This is a genomic window from Accumulibacter sp., from assembly GCF_036625195.1.
Taxonomy (GTDB): Bacteria; Pseudomonadota; Gammaproteobacteria; order Burkholderiales; family Rhodocyclaceae; genus Accumulibacter.
Window position 1 is genome coordinate 2,732,374 of sequence record NZ_JAZKUG010000001.1, and the last position, 19,526, is coordinate 2,751,899.

The 19,526-nt window shown below is 63.6% G+C and carries 17 protein-coding genes and 2 pseudogenes; 5 read left to right on the forward strand and 14 right to left on the reverse strand.

Annotation, left to right across the window (positions count from 1 at the left end):
- Positions 1-58 precede the first annotated feature (58 nt).
- The 6 genes from V5B60_RS12130 to rfbC form a co-directional block, all read right to left on the reverse strand.
- Complete coding sequence (locus V5B60_RS12130; RefSeq protein WP_332347237.1) at positions 59-823, reverse strand: M48 family metallopeptidase; 765 nt, start codon at positions 821-823, stop codon at positions 59-61.
- Positions 807-1,550 (reverse strand): lysophospholipid acyltransferase family protein, encoded by a 744-nt coding sequence (locus V5B60_RS12135; RefSeq protein WP_332347238.1) that lies wholly within the window; start codon positions 1,548-1,550, stop codon positions 807-809. The genes V5B60_RS12130 and V5B60_RS12135 overlap by 17 nt, the downstream gene beginning before the upstream one ends.
- Positions 1,550-2,086, reverse strand: coding sequence for a D-glycero-beta-D-manno-heptose 1,7-bisphosphate 7-phosphatase (gene gmhB, locus V5B60_RS12140; RefSeq protein WP_332347239.1), 537 nt, complete (start codon positions 2,084-2,086; stop codon positions 1,550-1,552). The genes V5B60_RS12135 and gmhB overlap by 1 nt, the downstream gene beginning before the upstream one ends.
- The gene (gene glyS, locus V5B60_RS12145) at positions 2,083-4,155 is read right to left on the reverse strand and encodes a glycine--tRNA ligase subunit beta (protein WP_332347240.1); all 2,073 of its coding nucleotides are present in this window, start codon (positions 4,153-4,155) and stop codon (positions 2,083-2,085) included. The genes gmhB and glyS overlap by 4 nt, the downstream gene beginning before the upstream one ends.
- Before the next feature lies 1 nt (position 4,156).
- Entirely contained in the window at positions 4,157-5,056 is a 900-nt protein-coding gene (gene glyQ, locus V5B60_RS12150; protein ID WP_332347241.1) for a glycine--tRNA ligase subunit alpha, read from the reverse strand.
- Between the two features lie 261 nt (positions 5,057-5,317).
- Positions 5,318-5,869 (reverse strand): dTDP-4-dehydrorhamnose 3,5-epimerase, encoded by a 552-nt coding sequence (gene rfbC, locus V5B60_RS12155; RefSeq protein ID WP_332350546.1) that lies wholly within the window; start codon positions 5,867-5,869, stop codon positions 5,318-5,320.
- A gap of 464 nt (positions 5,870-6,333) precedes the next feature.
- Between rfbC and V5B60_RS12160 the strand changes: the two genes are divergently transcribed.
- Together V5B60_RS12160 and V5B60_RS12165 are read left to right on the forward strand one after the other, a co-directional pair.
- A complete protein-coding gene (locus V5B60_RS12160; protein ID WP_332347242.1) occupies positions 6,334-7,269 on the forward strand; it encodes a PEP-CTERM sorting domain-containing protein in 936 nt (311 codons plus the stop codon).
- 208 nt (positions 7,270-7,477) lie between these two features.
- Positions 7,478-8,410 (forward strand): class I SAM-dependent methyltransferase, encoded by a 933-nt coding sequence (locus V5B60_RS12165; protein ID WP_332347243.1) that lies wholly within the window; start codon positions 7,478-7,480, stop codon positions 8,408-8,410.
- A gap of 80 nt (positions 8,411-8,490) precedes the next feature.
- Here the strand turns inward: V5B60_RS12165 and V5B60_RS12170 are convergent, their stop codons facing one another.
- The 4 genes from V5B60_RS12170 to V5B60_RS12185 form a co-directional block, all read right to left on the reverse strand.
- Complete coding sequence (locus V5B60_RS12170) at positions 8,491-9,216, reverse strand: tetratricopeptide repeat protein (RefSeq protein WP_332347244.1); 726 nt, start codon at positions 9,214-9,216, stop codon at positions 8,491-8,493.
- Positions 9,217-9,315: 99 nt separating this feature from the next.
- A complete protein-coding gene (locus tag V5B60_RS12175; RefSeq protein WP_332347245.1) occupies positions 9,316-10,185 on the reverse strand; it encodes a ThiF family adenylyltransferase in 870 nt (289 codons plus the stop codon).
- Between the two features lie 25 nt (positions 10,186-10,210).
- On the reverse strand, positions 10,211-11,251 hold the full coding sequence (locus V5B60_RS12180) for a methyltransferase (protein WP_332347246.1): 1,041 nt from the start codon (positions 11,249-11,251) through the stop codon (positions 10,211-10,213).
- Positions 11,252-11,264: 13 nt separating this feature from the next.
- Entirely contained in the window at positions 11,265-12,338 is a 1,074-nt protein-coding gene (locus V5B60_RS12185; protein ID WP_332347247.1) for a hypothetical protein, read from the reverse strand.
- 330 nt (positions 12,339-12,668) lie between these two features.
- On the opposite strand from V5B60_RS12185, the gene V5B60_RS12190 reads away from it, so the two are divergent.
- Together V5B60_RS12190 and V5B60_RS12195 are read left to right on the forward strand one after the other, a co-directional pair.
- A complete protein-coding gene (locus V5B60_RS12190; protein WP_332347248.1) occupies positions 12,669-13,916 on the forward strand; it encodes an ABC transporter permease in 1,248 nt (415 codons plus the stop codon).
- 32 nt (positions 13,917-13,948) lie between these two features.
- Positions 13,949-15,160, forward strand: a complete 1,212-nt coding sequence (locus tag V5B60_RS12195) for an ABC transporter permease (protein WP_332347249.1) — start codon at positions 13,949-13,951, stop codon at positions 15,158-15,160.
- A 53-nt stretch (positions 15,161-15,213) separates the two neighbouring features.
- On the opposite strand, the pseudogene V5B60_RS12200 reads toward V5B60_RS12195, so the two are convergent.
- Positions 15,214-15,612, reverse strand: a pseudogene (locus V5B60_RS12200) (transposase); the annotation flags it as partial.
- 209 nt (positions 15,613-15,821) lie between these two features.
- Here V5B60_RS12200 and V5B60_RS12205 point away from each other — a divergent pair.
- The gene (locus V5B60_RS12205) at positions 15,822-16,979 is read left to right on the forward strand and encodes a transposase (RefSeq protein WP_332350548.1); all 1,158 of its coding nucleotides are present in this window, start codon (positions 15,822-15,824) and stop codon (positions 16,977-16,979) included.
- A 278-nt stretch (positions 16,980-17,257) separates the two neighbouring features.
- Here the strand turns inward: V5B60_RS12205 and V5B60_RS12210 are convergent, their stop codons facing one another.
- From V5B60_RS12210 to V5B60_RS22250, 3 genes and pseudogenes are all read right to left on the reverse strand, one after another.
- Entirely contained in the window at positions 17,258-18,055 is a 798-nt protein-coding gene (locus tag V5B60_RS12210; RefSeq protein WP_332347250.1) for a hypothetical protein, read from the reverse strand.
- A 702-nt stretch (positions 18,056-18,757) separates the two neighbouring features.
- Positions 18,758-19,024: an IS4 family transposase gene (locus V5B60_RS22245; protein WP_434735328.1), complete on the reverse strand. Its 267-nt coding sequence runs from the start codon at positions 19,022-19,024 to the stop codon at positions 18,758-18,760.
- Between the two features lie 101 nt (positions 19,025-19,125).
- Positions 19,126-19,524 (reverse strand): annotated as a pseudogene (locus V5B60_RS22250) (hypothetical protein); the annotation flags it as partial.
- Positions 19,525-19,526 lie beyond the last annotated feature (2 nt).

The following is a 19,526-nucleotide window of genomic DNA, read 5'->3' on the forward strand; positions in this document are numbered from 1 at the left end:
GCCGCGGTCCGCACCGGTGCAGTCGATCGCCGAAAGCGGCGCGCTGCGTGCGGCTCTGCTATGCGAGACCCGGAAGCGTCCTGCCGAGTACCCGCAACTCCACCCGCAACGCCTGCCAGTCGGGGCAGGCGCCAGCGACGATCGCCCAGAAGCGCGGGCTGTGGTTCATCTCGCGCAGGTGCGCCAGTTCGTGCACGACGACATAGTCGATCACCGGCAGCGGGAAATGCAGCAGTCGCCAGTTCAGGCGAACGCCGCTGCGGGCGCTGCAGCTTCCCCAACGGGTGCGCGCGGCGGTGAGGCTCAGGCGTGGTTGCGGCACCTCCAGAACGGGCGCGTAGTGCGCCAGCCTTTCGCTGAAGAGTTCGCGTGCCCGTTCGCGCAACGCCCGCTCGAGTACGCGCGGCGCTTCTGCCGGTGCGCGCAGGCAGAGGCTCAGTATCGTACCGCCGGCATGCCGGTTCCACAGACAGCGATTGCCGCCAAGCGCCAGGCGGATCGTCAGCGTGTGCCCGAGGAAGGGCAGCTGCAGGCCATCGGTGATCGCGTGCAGCCGCTCCGGTCGGCGCGCGCGCCACTCGTCGAGCTTGCGGCCGATCCATTCGCCATGCCGCAGGAGGAGCGACTCCACTTCGTGCAGTGGTGCACGTGGCGGGGCGCCGACACGCAGGCCGCGATGGTCGATCGACAGGCCGATGGTTCGTCGTTGGCTGCGGCGCAGGACGTAGGCGACCGTCCGCTCGCCGAGTTCGATCGTGCGCTGAGTCTCGCTGGCTGCCGGCTGCCGGCTGGCCGCGCTCGCCCTTTCAAGCGGCGACGACATCGGCCGCAGCCGGATAGCGGTGTGGCGAGATGCGGCGCATCTCGGCCTCGATCCAGGCGGCGGCGAGGGCGTTGATGCGCGCCGCCGATTTGCCGGTCGGGTCGATCGGCGGCCCGATACTGACGGTGATGGTGCCGGGGGAGACGGCGAAGACGCTCTTCCGCCAGAATTCGCCGGCATCGTGTGCCACCGGCACGACCAGACTGCCGCCGCGCAGGGCGAGGTGGGCGCCGCCGGGCTTGTAGCGCGCGGTCTCGCCGGGTTCAACACGCGTGCCTTCGGGGAAGATCACCACCCAGTAGCCGGCAGCGAGCCGCTCCTTGCCCTGCTCGAAAACCTGCTTGAGAGCGTCCTTGGCTGCCGCACGATCGATCGAGATCATCTTCATCGCCGCCAGTCCCCAGCCGAAGAAGGGGACGCGCAGCAGCTCCTTCTTGAGGACGAACACCAGCGGCGGCAGGATGTCCTGCAATCCCACCGTCTCCCAGGCCGACTGGTGCTTGGCCAGCACCACCGAAGGCGTCGCCGGCAGGTTCTCGCGCCCGAGGACGCGGTAGCGCAGCCCGAGAAGGCCCCGGCACAGCGCCATGAAGCCCTTGCGCCAGCAGGCGATGATGCGGTAGCGGGCGACCATCGGCAGGGCGATCGCGAGCGTCACCAGGAGCCCGAACGGCACCGTCCACAGACCGACCAGCAGCATGAAGAGGGCCGTGCGCCAGGCGGCCATCAGAGGAGGAGGATGTGGTCGGTGGCAGCTGCCAGATCGGCGAAGACCACGGTGCCCTCCGGCAGTCCGCCGTCGATCTGCGTCTGCGTTCCCTTGCCGGTCAGTACGAGCAGCGGCAGCGCACCGACAGCGGCGGCTGCCTGCAGGTCGCGCAGCGAATCGCCCACCGTCGGCGTCCCTGGCAGGTCGATGTTGAAGCAGCGGGCGATGCGCTCGAACATGCCGGTCGCCGGCTTGCGACAGTGGCAGCCGGCGTCGACCGCGTGCGGGCAATAGTAGATCGCGTCGATGCGCCCGCCGGCGGCCACCACCGCGCGGTGCATCTTGTCGTGGATGGCGTTCAGCGTGTCCATGTCGAACAGGCCGCGGCCGACGCCCGACTGGTTGGTCGCCACCACCACCCGGTAGCCGGCCTGATTGAGGCGGGCGATCGCTTCCACGCTGCCGGGGATCGGGCGCCACTCTGCTGGCGACTTGATGAACTGCTTCGAGTCGAAGTTGATGACGCCGTCGCGATCGAGGATGACGAGTTTCATACGGCCAGCTTCGAGATGTCGGCAACCGCGTTGAGCTCTTCGTAGAGTGCTCGCAGGAGGCCGAGGCGGTTGCCGCGCAACAACGGCTCATGGACGTTGACCATCACTTCGTCGAAGAAGCGGTCGACCTCGCCGCGGACCGCGGCGAGCACCTTCAGGGCATCGGCGTAGTCCTCGTTGGCGACGTGCGAGCGGACCAGGGGCGCCATCAGGACGACGCGCTGGAAGAGGGCCTTCTCGGCTTCTTCCTCAAGCAGCGCGATATCGGGCTCCGGCAGTTCCTCGTCCGCCTTCTTCAGGATGTTGCCGATCCGCTTGTTGGCGGCGGCCAGTGCCAGCGCCTCCGGCAGCTTCTGGAACTCGCGCACCGCGGCCAGCCTGGCGGGAACCAGGTCGATGCGTGTCGGCCGCTGCGCCAGCACCGCCTCGATGGCGTCAACCGAGTGTCCCGCTTCGCGGAGCATGCCGCGCAGGCGGTCGAGGATGAACGCCAGCAGGTGCTCGTCGACCGCTGCGAGCCGCACTCCCTGCAGCAGCAGGGCGTCGCGGGCGTCGGCGATCAGCTCGCCGAGGTCGAGTGGCAGTGGCGTTTCCATCAGGATGCGCAGGACGCCGAGGGCGGCGCGTCGCAGGCCGAACGGGTCCTTGTCACCGGTCGGCACCTGGCCGATGCCGAAGAACCCGACGAGGGCATCGAGCTTGTCGGCCAGCGCGGCGGCACAGGCGATGTTGCCCTGCGGCAGCGAGTCGCCGGCGAAGCGTGGCCGGTAGTGCTGCTCGATGGCGTCGGCCACCACCGGCAGGCCGCCCTCGTGCAGCAGGTAGTAGCGGCCCATGATTCCCTGCAGTTCGGGAAACTCGCCGACCATGTCGGTGAGCAGGTCGATCTTGGCGAACAGTGCCGCGCGCTCGGCGAGACTGCCGTCGGCACCGAGCCTCTCGGCGATCGCCCGCGCGACGCGGCCCAGGCGCTGCGCCCGGTCACCGAGTGAACCTAGCCGGTTGTGATAGACGACGTCGCCCAGTCGAATGACGCGATTGGCGAAACCGGCCTTGCGGTCCTGGTTGAAGAAGAAGCGCGCGTCCGACAGGCGCGGGCGGACCACCCGCTCGTTGCCGCGGATGATGTGTGCCGGATCGTCAACCTGCATGTTGGCGACGATCAGGAAGCGGTTGAGCAGCCTGCCGGCGGCGTCGAGCAGCGGGAAGTACTTCTGGTTCTGCTGCATGGTCAGGATCAGGCACTCCTGCGGCACTTCGAGGAATTCCGCCTCGAACTCGCCGACGTAGACGACCGGCCATTCGACCAGCGCCGTCACCTCGTCGAGCAGCGCGGTTGCCGGATTGATGCGGGCAGCAAGGCTGCTCGCCGCCGCTTCGAGCTGGGATGCGATCAGCGCCCGGCGCTCGCCGAAGGAAGCGATGACCTTGGCGGTGGCCAGTCGGGCCGCGTAGTCATCCGCCCGCTCGATGACGACGTCGCCGGCGCACAGGAAGCGGTGTCCCATCGTCGTCCGCCCACTGCCCAGCCCGAGGACCTCACCCGCGACGACCTGGCTGCCGTGCAGCAGGATGAGGCTGTGCACCGGCCGCACGAACTGGTGCTCGGAATCGCCCCAGCGCATCACTTTCGGGATCGGCAGCTTGCGCACGGCCTGGGCAACGATGGCGGCGAGGTGCGCCGACAGCTCCTCGCCCTTCTGCTCACGCCGCGCGACGAAGTACTCGCCCTTGGCATCGCTCGTCCGGTGCAGTTGCGCGAAGCTGACGCCGGCGGCGCGCATGAAGCCTTCGAGGGCGCGCGTTGGCTGTCCGGCGGCGTCGATTGCGCCGGCTACCGCCGGCCCCTTCTTCTCCAGCAACCGGTCGGGCTGGCGTTCGGCGACCTCGCTGATCGTCAGCGCGAGCCGGCGCGGCGTCGCGTAGGGTGTGCAGACACTGGCGGCAGTGGTGAACTCCTGCGCGCGCAGCGCGGAGAAGACCGCATCGGCGAAGGCTTCCGACAGCAGCTTGAGCGACTTCGGCGGCAATTCCTCGGTCCGCAGCTCGATCAGGATCGTGTCGTTCATTTCATTGCGCTCCGCAGCTGGTCCGGCACATCGGAAAACCGAGCGCTTGCCGCGAGTCGTGGTAGGCCTGTGCGACTTCCCGCGCCAGCGCGCGCACGCGGCCGATGTACGCCGCCCGTTCCGTAACCGAGATGGCGCCACGCGCGTCGAGCAGGTTGAAGGTGTGCGAGCACTTCATGACCATTTCGTAGCCCGGCAGTGCGAGACCGGCGGCGATCAGGCGACGCGCCTCGGATTCGTGTTCGCCGAAGTGGCGGAACAGCAACTCGACGTTGGCGTGCTCGAAGTTGTACTTCGACTGTTCAACCTCGTTCTGGTGGTAAACGTCGCCGTAGGTGACGCGGTAGCCAGGTCCCTCGGCCCAGACCAGATCGAAGACGTTCTCGACGCCCTGCAGGTACATCGCCAGTCGCTCGATGCCGTAGGTGATCTCGCCGAGCACCGGCCGACAGGGCAGCGAGCCGACCTCCTGGAAATAGGTGAACTGGGTGACTTCCATGCCGTCGAGCCAGACCTCCCAGCCGAGTCCCCAGGCTCCGAGTGTCGGGCTTTCCCAGTCGTCCTCGACGAAACGGATGTCGTGCTGCGCCGTGTCGATGCCGAGCGCACGCAGCGAGTCGAGGTAGAGGTCCTGGATGTTGGCGGGCGAGGGCTTGAGTACCACCTGGTACTGGTAGTAGTGCTGCAGGCGGTTCGGGTTCTCGCCGTAGCGCCCGTCCTTCGGCCGTCGCGACGGCTGCACGTAGGCGGCGTTCCACGGTTCGGGCCCGATGGCGCGGAGAAAGGTCGCAGTGTGGAAGGTGCCGGCGCCGACTTCGATATCGTAGGGCTGCAGCAGTGCGCAGCCCTGCTTGTCCCAGAACTCCTCGAGACGCAGAATGACTTCCTGGAAGGTAGGCATGAGAGATTGGTGGGCAGGACGAGAAGGCGGGATTTTACTTCGTTTCGCACGCGGCTGCTGACGACGATTGCCCGCCGGGTTCCCACTCAGTCCCGGCTGCCGGAGGGCTGCCCGGACGACGTGCGAACAGCCCAGAGCCGGGTTGGACGACAGGGCGTCCGCTCCTTCGATCCGTGCATGGTGTGCACCGTGCATTGACCGGAGCGCGGGCCGGCCGCGCAGTTCTCGGCGGGCTGCTGGCGAGGATTGTCGAAGCAGCGCTCAGCCAGCCGGGAAAGTCTCTGCTCCGCTCAGCCGCGGTGCTGCGGCATCCTTGGCGGCGACGATCGGTTCTCCCTGCAGGGGCCATTCGATGCCGAGCTGCGGATCGTTCCAGAGCAGGGCGCGCTCGTGCTCCGGCGAGTAGTAGTCGGTCGTCTTGTAGAGGAACTCGGCGGTCTCCGGCAGCACCAGGAAGCCATGCGCCAAGCCCGCTGGAATCCAGAGCTGTTTCCTGTTTTCCGCGCTCAGCCGATGTCCCTCCCAGCGGCCAGAGGTCGCCGATCCGTGGCGCAAGTCGACTGCGACGTCGAAGACGGCCCCGTGCACGACCCGAGCCAGCTTGCCCTGCGCCTTCGGAGGAAGCTGGTAATGCAGCCCACGCAGCACGCCGCGCGTCGACAGCGAATGATTGTCCTGCACGAACTCGACGGCGAGGCCCGTAGCCTCGGCAAAGGCGCGTGCGTTGAAACTCTCGAAAAAGTACCCGCGCTGGTCGGGGAATACCTTGGGTTCGATGACGAGGAGTCCTGCGAGACGCGTGGGGGAGACCATCACCAGACGATCTCTTTCGCAATACTGTGAGGCTCGACATGTTACCGCCCTTGGCGCGAGCCGAGGCGACGCCAAGTGGCGCGCAGCGTGCGGTTCGGCGGCAGGAACGTCTCCACGATCCGCATTGTCCGCCTTGCCCCGCCCGGGCCGCCCCGTGGGGCGGTCCGTGCACGCAATCCGGTTCCCGGACCCGGCGTGACCCCGGGAAGCTCAGCTTGCTTGGTCCCGAGCGATGGGGAGCCTTCGTCCGAACGGGCTTCGAGCAACCAGGGGGTGTCGGAATCTTTTACACTCCGGGTCGGTCTGAGACCGGCTGTACCTCTTGGTGAGTTGAGTTGTTGATTTATATTCATGGAGTTAGAAAACCACATTTTTTCTGGCATCATTATTGCTTGGTTGGAGCCGTGCACGCACCACTGTGCGACACGACTGATTTCACTCACCTTGATTGATAGGAACATGATATGAATACGAAGCTGAAGCAGATCGTCGGCGCAGTCGGGTTGGCCTTGGCCATGAGCTCGGCGACGGCTGGTATCACATGGAACGGCCAGCCGACGAGCACGGTGTTCCAAGACGACAACATCGACTTCGCCATGACGGTCGACAAGCAGGCCACGAACTATAATCCGAACGATCCAAGCACTTGGACGCTCATCCCTGATACCGACGACACGCTCAACGTCGGCGATGTTCTGGTCGCCGTTGTCGAGTTCAACACAGCTGCTGGCAAGCCGATCCTTCCGCAGGAACTCACCGGGGTCAGTGTCATTCAGGCGAAATCGGTTGGCCCAGGCGGTATCGAGTTCGAGCCCTACGCAGGTGGCCTGAACGCTGCGGCTGGGGTCAATGTCCCTGGTGGTGGGGTTGGTGGAGGCGCCATGGTCGCGTTTTGGTTGGACGACACTCCCAATCTGGCTGTCGACGCCGGCCTTGTGCCAAACAATTTGAGCTGCAAGACCCGGGCGGAATGCTTGGCCCAAGCATCGGATGGCGCGCTTTGGCAGGTAGACGGTTTTGGCGCTGATATCACGAACAACTACTGGACAGCCCTCGGAACCGGAGCCACCTACTCCACCATCCTCGGAAAACCCGTGACCCAGATTTCCGGCTTTTTCAATGCTGGCCTCGACATCCTGCACAACGGCACAGGAAAGGATCTGGTGCTGCTTGGCTTGCCAGGAAACAATGGGCCCGTTGATGTGTTGGTTAACGGCACAATCAACGGTGGCGGGGCGTTCAATCCCACTGCCAAAGCCGCTCTGCAATCCCTGATTGACGACGGCTACGTTGCGACCAGCGATACAGATCTCGAGAAAATGGCTGTACCGGAGCCCGGAACCATGATTCTGCTGGGTGCTGGCCTAGTCGGTCTCGGCCTTCGGCGCCGTCGGGCGTGAAGCTGGCGATTGATGCACGGCTCCAGCTGTAGGCTGCCGGGAGCCCGTGCATCGATCCATGACCAACTACCGCAGCGGGCGTCATGAATAGGCGCTTCTAGTTGAACCCCTCAAGCTCCCGCGATGGGAGCTTTTCTTTTTGGGCGGACTCGGGTAAGCTTCTTGGCCAGTGTCTCGGCTACCCTAACGTGGTCAATCAGAGTCCCCTATGAGCGGCAGCAACCTCCCCACCCCGATCCGGCTTCTGCCGTTGTTGCTTGCCCAGCAGATCGGGTCGCAGGAACTGGGGCGCACCCCCGAGCCCTCAGCGGTGACCGCTGCGGATCCCAATGTCCTGCAATACGATCGGGTGATGGGAACCAAGCTCGCGGTGGTATATGGGGCGGGCTTGGCCCTTCTCCACCGCGCCCTGCCACCACGGGACGGCGGGCGCAAGGCCATCGATCTGGCTTGCGGTCCCGGGCACTACACTCTCTGTCTCGCACGCTATCTGGGCTTCGAGTCGGTGACCGGGGTCGATCTTTCCCCAGGCATGGTGAGCGCGGCCGCCAGGAACGCCGCTGAATACCAGCTCCAGGATCGGGTGAGCTTCCGGCAGGGTGACATCACCCGGCTGGACGACATCGACGGCAATGTCTTCGATCTCGCCAGCTTTACCGGAGCGGCTCACCATCTGACGGGCATCGACGACGTACGGCAGGTGCTGCGGCAGATGGACCGGATCACCCGGCCCGAGGGCTTGGTGATGCTCATGGACTTGGTGCGCCTGCGCACGGCAGACATTACCGAGCGCTACATCAACATCATTGGCCACGACTACATCGAACGGGGCCTGCCCAATTTCTACGAGGACTTCCGCAACTCGATGTATGCGGCGTATACCCCAGAGGAGCTCAGGAAGGCCATCCCGACGGATACGGCGCGGAACTGGTGCCACCTAGTCCCACGCGGGCTACCCGGCGCGCAAATCGTGCTCGGTCTGCCCGAGGGGCGGAGCGAGCCTTTGCTGCGCGCCGGCTTCCCCTGGCAGCCGGGGCAAGGTCCAGTGCCGCGGGAGATGAGGAACGAATGGTGGTTTCTGAGCACCACGCTGGGAATGGCAGGACGGAGTTGGGTCCACGCTTCCGATCGGGCGGCCTGAAATCTGCATCGCCGCCGGCATCCTGGCGGCAATTTCATCGGGCAAAAAAATAGGCGCGCACGCTGCTTGCCCGCCTCTGCTCAGCGCAGCTGATAGAGCAGCTTCTGCCGTTGGCTCGCCTGCTCGGGGTTCAGCTTCATGCCCTTGAGCGCTCCAAGCGCTTCGCGTGCCTTGGCGCCTTGACCGTCCTTCACCAGGGCCTGGGCCCAGTGAAGCCGGATCTCGGGATCTTGCTGCGCGCCAGCAACGGCCTGCTCCAACAGTTTCAGGCCCTTCGCTGTCTCGCCCTGCTGCACCAGGATCCACCCCAGGGTATCGGCATAAGTGGCGCTGTCGGGTTTCAGCGAATACACCTTCTGGGCCATGGTCACGGCCCGTGGATCGCCCGTACGCTGGTAAAGGACAGCGAGATTGTTGAGGGCCTCCTGTTCGTCCGGTATGCGACTGAGCAGGGCCTCGTACTGCTTGATGGCGTCGCGCTCGCGCTCGCGCTTCAGATAGCTCCGGGCGAGATAGGTCTTGACGATGCGGTCATCCGGGTGCTTGGCAAGCCACGCCAGCGCCTTGTCGTCGGCACGCGCTCCGTCCCCCGATTTGAGCAGCGACCGGTGCTGCCTGATCACATCAAGGCTGCCCTGAGCCTTTGCGATGGCTGGGTCGTAGGGACTTGCCGTGCCGCCGGGCGCCGAGGACTGAATTGCCCCTTTTTCGGTCAGTGGCACGGCGGGTGCCGGGCCGGAGAGCAGCAGCGAGCTTGCTGCGACAACCGCGCTGCGGAGTGCGGTGTAACGGAGATTGCTAAGCATCGAATGCTCCAACGGTTGGTTATCCAATGTTTTCCACGCAAGATTCTCAGAGCTCTATTCCTTCAGGGTCGGTTTCACCCGCACCCGCTCCGCGACGGTTCAGCGCCGCAGCTGACGGCGCAGGAACACCTTTTTCAACCGCTGCAGCGGCCCACGCATCCCCCAGGGATAACGCGCCCGGCGAAACCGGCGCAGCAGTGCATCATATTGAATGATGTCAGGAACCGACAGCGTGGCTTGTTTTCGGATGAGCAAGTTCATCACTTCCGTGGCAATCACCCCGGCAATCATGAACGGCGCCGCGCCCACCGAGGGGAGGCGATGGCCGGCCGGATCAAGGCCGCCTTTGGTCTGGTATTCCATCAACCACGGCCGCGGAGCGATGCCAGCAATCAGCGATACGCTGAGTTCAAACTCGTCCATGCCTTCCTTAAAGGCGAAGTAGTCCTCGAAGGACATGCCTTGGGGACTGAAGATCAGGAGGGTGTAACCGAACCCCAGTGGTGGCGAGGTCAGCACCCAGATGCCCCGTTCCCGAGCCGTACGGTAAAGCAGGAAACGTTCCTTGAAGCAGTAGAAGTCGAGCGAGTCCACAACCACATCGACCCCGTCCAGGAAGGCAGCGATGTTCTCCGGATTCACACCGGTCTCGAACAGGTGGACATCGGCTTCGGGATTGATTCCCCGCACCAGTTCGTCCATCACCGCGGTCTTGGCGCGACCAATGCTGCCCATGGTCGCGCCGATCTGGCGGTTGAAATTGACCAGTTCAAAGATGTCCGGGTCAGCCAGATGGAAGGAGCCGATGCCCATACGGCACAAGGCATGCACCTGGGCGCCGCCGGTGCCGCCGAGACCGGCAATGGCGACGCGCGCAGTCCGCAGCTTTTCCTGCTCCTCGCGGCTGAGGAAACCCAGATTGCGCTGGAAAGCAGTGTAGTAATCGAAGGGGGTCGTTGGCGTTTCCATCGGTCGGGGTGAGGTGGCCGTTTGGTCACTGTTTGTGCGCGACCAGCAAACCATGGTTTAGCGGCAGGTCGTCGACACGGGTGATGTTGGAAAAACCAGCCGCCAGCATGGCCTGTTCGTAGTCCTTCCAGGCGTGCAGCATGCCCTCGCCGGTGGCTATGGCCAGGAAATAGGGCGAACCCAAAGCCGTGCCGACTGGACCGGTGTCGCTGTCATTGCCCATCATGTTGAAGAGCACCACCGCGCCGGCCGCCGGCAGGGCCTGCCAGCACTTGCGCAGCAGTTCAAGGTTGCGGGCCATCGACCAGATGGTGAGAATGTGCGAGAAAAGGATGGAATCGACCCCCGGCGGGAAGGGATCGAGGAGAAAATTCCCGACCCACGTGAACACGCGTTCGCTCAATCCGGCCGCAGCAATCTTCTCCGCGGCGATCTGACAGACAGACTCGGAATCGTACACCGTGACTCTCAGGTCCGGGTAACGTCTGGCTAGGGCAATGGCGTTGGTGCCATCGCCCCCGCCGGCATCGACGACATGCGAGAAGCGCCCGAAATCGTAGGCATCGACAATCAGGCGGTTGGCCTGAACCGAGAGCGCGCTCATCGCATCCTGGAAGATCTGCTCGAGTTCGGGATGGCTCACCAAGCGCTCGTACAGCGTTTCTCCGTGCCCAGGAAAGCGGCTCAAGCCCAGATTGGTGCCAGCGCGCAGCGACTCGAGAAAATCCTGCAGCCCGGGATAGACGATGTGCGCCTGCCAGCCGAGAACCGGCGCCATGGACTCGGGTTTCTCGCTCACCAGCAGTTTTTCGGCAACCGCTGAGTTGCGGAAGCAGTTCTCGTTCTTGACGATCAGACCCAGTGAGCAAAGGCCGGTCAGCAGGACCCGACACGGATAGGGCTGCAGCTTCAGGCTGCTGCCCAGTTTCTCGGCGGTCGAGGCAGGTGCCCTGGAAAGCATGTCGAACACGCCCAGTTTGACACCCGCCCACAACAACTGGAAGGCTGCGTGCCCCTGGGCCACCAGGACAAAACCTTCCATGTCGATTTCTTTGTTGTCACTCATCTGCTTCTCTCCCTCATTGCGAAGTCAACAACGTCAGATTGTTTTCGACCGGCAGTCGCCGGGAGCGAATGGGATCAACCACCTTTGGCGAGCCAACCCGCAACAGCATCAACGCGGTTTCATCCCGCGAACCCAGCAACTCGGCCACATCCTCGGTGATCCTGCCGACTGCGTGGGTAAACTGCGACGCAACCCGCCCTGCGCGCAGCCGGAACAACTGGTCGGGAAGCACGTAGTAGGGGTGGACGGCCAGCCCTTGCCCATTCAGGGCAATCCACACGCGTTCGAGGAGGCGGCCCGCGGCGACCTCGACAGCGGTTCCGGAAACCGGCCCTGCCACGACCACAAGGGCGCCGCATTGCTGCAGCATGGCCGCTTCGAGGAACGCAAACAGCCTGAAGCCTCCGAATCTGTTGAGCGCCGTCATGCGCTGCCAGTCCAGAGAGAGTCGGAGCAGCCAGACGGCGCCAGGGGGCAGCAGCAAGGTGGCGACATCCAGCCCATCACCGCGGTCGATCTCTGCGGGCGTGAAGCGCAGGCTTCCTGCCAGCCAGCGGTGGATGTCCTCGGTCTGAAAGCGTATTTGGGAGGCATCGCGTACCAGACCCGCCCAGCGTTTCCTCGATTCGGGCCGAGTAACGACCAGTATCCGGGCCGGGCCTTCCTGCATCGGGGCAAGCAGGCTGATCACTTCTTCGGTCAGGGGCGTGCCCGCAAACGGCCCGCGGTTGGTGTGCCGTCGGAACAGGTCAGGGAGTGGATCCGGCAGCTCGACAGGATCCGGGCCGTCCCAGTTAATCCGTGCCATGCAACCCGTGGCATTCGTGGCATCGACGCGGAGTACTTCGGGGGGCATGCCGAGTGCAACGGCGGCTTGCTGTAGGTTCTCGATGACCGCTCCCATCGCCATCAGATTGGCTGGATGCTCGAGGCCAAGCCCGGTCTTGCCTCGTTCCTCATGCATGTGCAGCGACAAGTCGCTACCGTCCCAGACGAAGCGCCACGGTTGCGAGTTGTCCGCTGAAGGCGCCATCTGGCCGGCCCGGGCCAGGAAGTCGACCCATCCCGGAACGTCACGCGCACTCATCGCGAATCACCTGGCACGTCAATCTCCCTTCTCAGTTGGCCGCATCGCAGCGGTGGCGAGGCATGCCACACCGTGGCTCCGCCATCGCGAGGACGTACGGCCCGCAGCCGCCGCTTCTCGGCCTTGGCGATTGGCCATCAGGTATCCTCGTTGGCTCGCGATGCAGGCGGGGATGCCCGGTTGCACGGGCGAGGTCGCTGCCGCACCTGCCCGATCGGTGCGTAGTTTCCCACAATCGGGCGGATAGCGGGAGACGTCGGCAGGCAGTTTTCCTTTTGCCCCACCTCGGTATGCCGCCGAGGGAATCGACATCGGGCTGGCGCATGCGATATGATCGGGCCGATGGTGTACAGTGGCCTAATGTCCGACTTGTCGATCGCCTTTCGCAATGTCGTCCGGCAGGGCAGGCGGTCGGCCGTGGCGATCTCGGCTGTTGGTTTCGGAGTGGTTTCGCTCGTTCTGGCGGGGGGCTTCATCGAGTGGATCTATTGGGCCATGCGGGAGGGCACGATCGAATCCCATCTGGGCCACATCCAAGTCACGCGTCCAGGCTACCTCGATGGCGGACTGGCCGACCCGTTTGCTTTCCTGTTGCCCGAGAACGCACCCGAACTGCGCACAATCGAGGCGTTGAGACAAGTCAAGGGGGTTGCACCGAAGTTGTCCTTCAATGGGCTCATCAGCCACCGCGAGTCGACCATATCGTTCATCGGTGACGGGGTCAGTCCAGAGATGGACGATCTCTTGCGGCGGAACCTGATCATCGTCAAGGGAGAAGGTCTCTCCACAAGCGATCCGCATGGCGTCATTCTCGGCAACGGCCTGGCTGCCAATCTCGGAGCTGGCGTTGGGGACACCGTCGTTTTGCTGGTCAGCAGCCCTTCGGGTGGAGTCTCCGCCGCCGAAGGGCACGTTCGTGGTCTGTTCTCCAGTGTCAGCAAAGCCTACGACGATGCGGCCCTGCGCCTGCCATTGCCCATGGCGCAAAAACTCCTGCGAACCTCCGGAGCGCATCGGTGGCTGATCCTGCTAGACGATACCGCGGCAACGGATCTGGTGCTTGAGCAGCTTCGTCCGCAGTTGGCTGGAAAAGGACTGGAACTGGTCCCTTGGTACGAACTGGCCGACTTTTACAACAAGACGGTCGTGCTGTTCCAGAAGCAGGTCGGGGCGATGAAACTGATCATTGCCATCATCATCGTCTTGAGCATCTCGAACACCCTGATGATGAGCGTCATGGAGCGTACGAACGAGATCGGGACAGGGATGGCCCTGGGCATCAAGCGCAGTACCATCCTGCGCCTCTTTGTCGGCGAGGCCGCCGTGCTGGGCTTGATTGGCGGTGTTGCGGGCTTGATGTTTGGGCTGCTTCTGGCCGCAGCAATCTCGGCGGTCGGCATACCGATGCCGCCGCCGCCAGGTATGGCCCGCGGCTTCACCGGGGAAATCCTCGTGACTTGGCAGCTTGCCTTGGAGGCTCTGGCGCTGGCCTTGGCGACAACTCTGCTCGCCAGCCTCTACCCGGCCTGGAAAGCCTCCCGCATGGAAATCGTCAATGCTCTCCGACATAACCGCTGACGCAAGCGCCACCACGGCAAGCAAGGTGCGTCATGCTTAGCCTCGCTTTGCGAAACATCTTCCGACACAAGCTCAGAACCGCGATGACGTTGGGAGCGATCGTGTTCGGAGTGATCGGCCTGATGATCTCCGGAGGCTTCGTGCAGGACATCCTCTTTCAGCTCAGCGAGGCGACGATTCACTCGCAGTCGGGACACCTGCAGGTGTATCGCAAGGGCTTTCACGACCATGGCTCACGCTCACCGGACCAGTACCTGATCGACGATCCGGACGGCGTGAAACAGGTGATTCGAGAGGCTCAGGGCGTCGTGGACGTGATGGCAAGACTCAGCTTTTCCGGTCTGCTCAGTAACGGCCGCAGTGACGTGTCGATCATCGGTGAGGGGGTTGAAGCGGGCCCGGAGGCCCGACTGGGGAGCTACGTCAAGATCAGCGCGGGACGGCAGCTGACCGACGACGATCGCTACGGCATTCTGCTGGGCGAAGGCGTGGCGCGTAGCATGAAGCTGCACCCCGGTGACCGGGTCAGCCTTCTGATTACCACGGCGGAGGGCGCGATGAACACCCTTGACTTCGAGGTGATTGGCACCTTCCAGACGTTTTCCAAGGAGTTCGACGCCCATGCTATCAGGATCCCGCTCGCCGCGTCCCAAGAACTCTTCGCTTCGCAGGGCGTGAACAGCCTCGTTGTTTCCCTGCAAGAAACCGGGGAGACGGACAGAATCGCGGCTTGGCTCGCATCGAGGCTGAACCCGGACAAGTACGAAATCAAGACTTGGCCTGAACTCAATGACTTCTATCAGAAAGCCGTTGACCTTTATGACAGGCAGTTTGGCGCGCTGCGCCTGATCGTGCTCCTGATGGTCCTGCTGACCGTTAGCAATACCGTCAACATGAGCGTATTCGAGCGCATCGGAGAGTTTGGTACGCTTCTGGCGCTTGGCAGCAGCAGTAGTAGTGTTTTTCGTTTGGTGGTTCTGGAAAACGCTGTGGTTGGCCTGGCCGGTGCGGTCGTCGGAGTTGTTGGCGGTCTGCTGATGGCCAAAGTGCTTACCCTGGTCGGTTTCGAGATGCCGCCCCTGCCGAACTCGAATACGGGCTATGTGGTATCCATTCGGTTGTTGCCTTCGGCGGTGGCGATTGCCTTCGCCGTAGGTCTTGCTGCGACCCTGTTCGCCGCGCTATTGCCTGCTTTCCGGGTGTCGAGGAACCCCATCGCCAACTCGTTGCGTCAGAACTATTGAGGTCGGGGCCGCAGCGAGCACAGCCAGTGGTACCTTCTCAAAAAGTGGCCTGATTAGCAATGAGTCTCAGCCAAGCGAATCGTGTGCTCGGGGTGGGCGTCACAGCGAGCAGCGGCGATGAGGAGCCGCTGATGCAAAGTGCTGAGGTCGAATCGACGGTTGAAGCGGTAGGTGAATGCCGCCAAGTATCGAGCGGAATACTTCCGGAAGTTGAATGCATGATAGCTACCGGTCGGGCTGGTCTTGAGATTGCCCAGGACGGTGTTGATCCACTGGAACTCCGTCAAGTCTTTCGGCTTTCGTCCGGCGACGACGGTTGGCTGATGGATGCACCCGGCTTCGGTGACGGCAGTGAAGCAGGCCAGACCATCAGAAGACACGGTGCTGCCCGGAGCCAGATGCGTCTTGGCCCAGGCTGCGATGGCCTTGAGGGTGAAGCTCACCGGCAAACGGGTTCGTCTGCGGCTGCTCGACCAGCACCGCTTTCAATCCCTGCTTCTGCAGATGGGCCAGAGAGCCTCTTGCAAAACTCGCTATTCAGCCGAATTTTTCCGTGCAAGCGGTTGGGAAGGGGGGGGCAGGCGGCCATTTCTGGCATGATTGGAGCGTCGAAACCCTGATCACGCCTGCCATGAGGAACGATAACACGGCTTGCCGGACGATGGACCGGTGGAATGTGGTGCAGCACGAACTGATCCCGGAACTTGAGGCGCGCTGGGGCGCGCTGACGCCGAAGCTGGAGCGGGTCATCCACATTCTCGAGTGGGTGCGGATCGAGGAGTTCACGGCGGTGTCGTGGTGTGGTGTCGGTCGTCCGCCGTTTGAGCGGGCGTGGCTGGCGAACGCCTTTGTTGCCAAGGCGGTGCTGGGCTTGACGACGACGGTGGGGCTGCTCGATCGCCTGATGAATGACCGTTTCTTGCGCCGCATCTGTGGTTTCCCGCTGTACCGGAGCTTGCCTTCCGAGGCCACCTTCTCGCGCGCCTTCGACGAGTTTGCCGCAGGGAGCCTGGGCCAACGAGTCCATGAAGCCCTGATCCAGGAGCATCTGGGCGATCAACTGATCGGGCATCTGAGCCGCGATGGGACAGCCATCGAGGCCCGCGAACGCCCCGCCGGGAAAGGCAAAGGCGCAGAAAAAGGGGTCACCAAGGCACAGCCCACCCTGTTGGCGACCGAAGAGACTCCTGCCGCGACGACGAGCACGCCGGCACCAGCGGCGCCGGCGAGAAAGCGGGGCCGCCCGCGGCGTGGCGAAGCGCGTCCGGCGGTGAAGGCCTCGCCGATCGAGCGCCAGCGCGGGCAAAGCTTGGTGCAAATGCTCCAGGAGATTCCCACCGCGTGCGATCGCGGCACCAAGTGCAATGCGCAGGGCTACAAGAACAGTTGGACCGGCTACAAGCTGCATCTCGACACCGCCGACTGTGGTGTCCCCATCTCTGCGCTCCTTTCCAGCGCCTCGATGCACGACAGCCTCGCCGCCATTCCCCTGTCGTTGATCAGCGCCAAGCGCGTCACCAGCCTCTATGACCTCATGGACGCGGCCTATTGCAGCAGCGAGTTGCGCGCGCACAGCAAGAGCCTCGGGCACGTTCCCCTGATCGACCACAACCCGCGGCGCGGTGAGAAGATCGAATTCTCCCCGGCCGAAGCGCTCCGCTACAACGAGCGGAGCGCCGCCGAGCGGAGCAACGCTCGCCTCAAGGATGAGTTCGGTGGCCGGCACATCCGGGTCAAGGGCCACACCAAGGTGATGGCCCACCTGATGTTCGGCCTGCTCGCGCTGTCCGCTGACCAATTGATGCGACTACAACGATGAACCCCAGCCGTCGCTCTCTGAACGCGGTGCATTCGAGGAGTGCAGGAGGGGGTTCGCACCGGATTCGGAAAACGATGCCATCAGGCTAGCAACTCAGCCGGACAGGCTTCGTTCGCAAGAAAAATCGCTCCCGGAGAGCGAATGCTGCCGCGCAGCAAATGGCGCCGCGGGAGTTTTGCAAGAGGCTCCAGAGCCAGGTCGTTCAGCACATACGACGGCTGGCCGTCATGCAGGTGGGTCAGGAAGCCGATGCGGCTCTTGTTGTCGGCGTTGCCAAATCAGGCGAAGGTCGGGCCGCTGACGACGGTGACGTAGCCGTTCCGGCCCTGGTGGCGCGCGCCGGAGTCGTCGACCGTGATGGCCGAACTGATCGCCAGGACCGTCTTGAGCAGACTGGACTTCTCGGCCGAGAAGGCTTCCTGACCAGACGTCAGCAGGGCGTCGATCTGACCGACGGAGCGTTCGATGCCCCATTCGCGCAGTTGCTTGTGCAGCTTCGGCTGCGTGACGTGGCAGTGGTGGTGCTGGTACAGAAGGAAGGCCCGCAGCCTCGGACCGAAATGCAGTCCGCCCAGCTCCGGCGGGCAGGCCGCCGTCAGCACCCGGCCGTCCGGCGTCGCCCAGCGTTCGAGCAGGAAGCGGGCGTTGTGCGCGCCGATGCGCAGGTCCTGCACCGTGAAGGCGCGGTGGCCGAGAAAGCGCGAACCTTCCGGCACGTCGTCGACCGCTATCCTGCGCTCTTCATGAATGTCGAGGCGGGCCGTCTTTGCCGGCTGATCCGAATTGCGGCGTTTTCCACGCCCTCTGCCGCCGGTCTGGTCATCCTTGTTCTTGTCCGTCTCCTTGTCCATCCGGCTCGGCTTCATCGCCGGCCGACCCTTCTGACCCTTGAGCACGGCAATTTCGTCTCGCAACTCCCGAATGGTTTCGGCCTGCTGCAACACTCGTTCCTTCAGTTCGGCGTTCTCGGCAGCAAGCTGGTCGAGACGCGTGGCCAGCGACCGCAACCACAGCAACCCTTCCTCCGGCAGCGGCGCGGGCAACTCAAACGGGAAATTGGCTGGCGGCGAAAACATGAAACACATTTAACCATATTTAACAGCCACCTGAGCAGAGAAATTCCACCACTTTCTGAGAATCTACAGCCAGTGCTCCCAAGCTATCGGATCGTGATCATGCCAACCTGTCGGATGGGCTGGATCACTGGCGGTTTCGTATGACCCCATGCGAAATGGTTCGCGACAGCTTCGCTTGCGAAGGCTGTGCGCTCGTTCTCGCAGCCGCTGGCGCTAGTGCAGGCTTCGGTTGCCTGGCAGCCTGTCGGACTTGACCCTGTCGGCTGCAAGAAGTGGGAAGACGGCTCATTTCTCCCCGTTCTTCTGCACGAATAGAACAACTATTCGCTTGAGATCGGCAAGAAGCTGCGCTCGTCTCCCACTTTTTTCGCTTCGACCCATCAAGTCCGACAGACTGCCGGTCGCCAATCCGCTGCATCCGGGTCGGCCCAGATCCTGAGAATCCACCGACTGGGCGGATGTGCGTTGGCGGGCGACGCTGGCGAGATCCGGACTGCTGCGTGCCTCATCCTTCTCGTTGATCCGCCGCAAGACGCATCGCCGCGGCGCGGCCATCGTCTCCACCGCCCTGTCCGTCACAGGTCACGCTTCTCGCGGGTATAACATGCTCAAGAGGGCAGGTTGTATCCCAGCCGCCGGCCTGAACCTTTCTTGCTCGACGACCCTTTCCATGGCAACAGGCGCCAAGGCTAGGGCTGCCCTTTACCCGCAAGTCTTGTTGTCATCCGAAGTCCAGTGTCGGAGCGAGAGCCCTTCCCGCAGCGATTGCAGGACCGAATAGCCGTGCCACATGATTTGATGCCCTGGAGAGGGGTCTTTGGCGCGGCCAATGTATCCGCCGAGTTGGGCTACGAGACGAACGGCGTCGCCGAGCCGAGTGGGCTTGGGGATTTGTTTTTTTTTGCGTAGGCCTGCAGCACTTCGATCTCGGCGTCGGAGAACAAGACCTCGGCGGGAAGATCGGGGCACTGTCTGCCCAGGAGCGTCATGAGCATGATGCGCCAAGCGATGACGAGATTGATGGCGATGGCCCGTTTGAGTCGCTCAGCGGTCTTGTGTTGCAGCGCCTCGATGCGACAGCCGCTCTTCAATACGCGATGCCAGTCTTCGATGCGCCAGCGCAGGCAGTACCACCGCAGGCACTCCTGGGCTTGTTCTGGTGTGGTGATCTCGCAGGTGGTGATCAGGAACCACTCGAGCGGTTCGGCGTCGGCTGGCGGCGAGGGAGAGGTGGCCCCGCTTGTTTGGACAGCAAAGGCTCTTCGATAAGTGGAGCCCTGCCAGTTCCGGTCGGCTGACCGGTGATGCGGTTGGTTTTGACCTTCTGGGATTTTATCCGAACCGAATAGAGCTCGGTGGAGCTTGTGGGCGAAGGGACGTGCGGTGGGAAAGTCGCCAGACTTTTCCACGGCAAGCGGCCCGGTGCGCGCTAGCGCATCGTCCACAAATCCACGGAGCCCCTTCCCCATGC

Bases quoted from the DNA above. Each gene is read 5' to 3' on its own strand.
- V5B60_RS12185 (WP_332347247.1), bottom strand. From the start codon at position 12,338: ATGAGTGCGCGTGACGTTCCGGGATGGGTCGACTTCCTGGCCCGGGCC.
- glyQ (WP_332347241.1), bottom strand. From the start codon at position 5,056: ATGCCTACCTTCCAGGAAGTCATTCTGCGTCTCGAGGAGTTCTGGGAC.
- V5B60_RS12210 (WP_332347250.1), bottom strand. From the start codon at position 18,055: ATGTTTTCGCCGCCAGCCAATTTCCCGTTTGAGTTGCCCGCGCCGCTG.
- V5B60_RS12190 (WP_332347248.1), top strand. From the start codon at position 12,669: ATGATCGGGCCGATGGTGTACAGTGGCCTAATGTCCGACTTGTCGATC.
- glyS (WP_332347240.1), bottom strand. From the start codon at position 4,155: ATGAACGACACGATCCTGATCGAGCTGCGGACCGAGGAATTGCCGCCG.
- rfbC (WP_332350546.1), bottom strand. From the start codon at position 5,869: ATGGTCTCCCCCACGCGTCTCGCAGGACTCCTCGTCATCGAACCCAAG.
- V5B60_RS12195 (WP_332347249.1), top strand. From the start codon at position 13,949: ATGCTTAGCCTCGCTTTGCGAAACATCTTCCGACACAAGCTCAGAACC.
- V5B60_RS12160 (WP_332347242.1), top strand. From the start codon at position 6,334: ATGAATACGAAGCTGAAGCAGATCGTCGGCGCAGTCGGGTTGGCCTTG.
- V5B60_RS12170 (WP_332347244.1), bottom strand. From the start codon at position 9,216: ATGCTTAGCAATCTCCGTTACACCGCACTCCGCAGCGCGGTTGTCGCA.
- V5B60_RS12180 (WP_332347246.1), bottom strand. From the start codon at position 11,251: ATGAGTGACAACAAAGAAATCGACATGGAAGGTTTTGTCCTGGTGGCC.
- V5B60_RS12205 (WP_332350548.1), top strand. From the start codon at position 15,822: ATGGACCGGTGGAATGTGGTGCAGCACGAACTGATCCCGGAACTTGAG.
- V5B60_RS12130 (WP_332347237.1), bottom strand. From the start codon at position 823: ATGTCGTCGCCGCTTGAAAGGGCGAGCGCGGCCAGCCGGCAGCCGGCA.
- V5B60_RS12175 (WP_332347245.1), bottom strand. From the start codon at position 10,185: ATGGAAACGCCAACGACCCCCTTCGATTACTACACTGCTTTCCAGCGC.
- V5B60_RS12135 (WP_332347238.1), bottom strand. From the start codon at position 1,550: ATGGCCGCCTGGCGCACGGCCCTCTTCATGCTGCTGGTCGGTCTGTGG.
- V5B60_RS12165 (WP_332347243.1), top strand. From the start codon at position 7,478: ATGAGCGGCAGCAACCTCCCCACCCCGATCCGGCTTCTGCCGTTGTTG.
- gmhB (WP_332347239.1), bottom strand. From the start codon at position 2,086: ATGAAACTCGTCATCCTCGATCGCGACGGCGTCATCAACTTCGACTCG.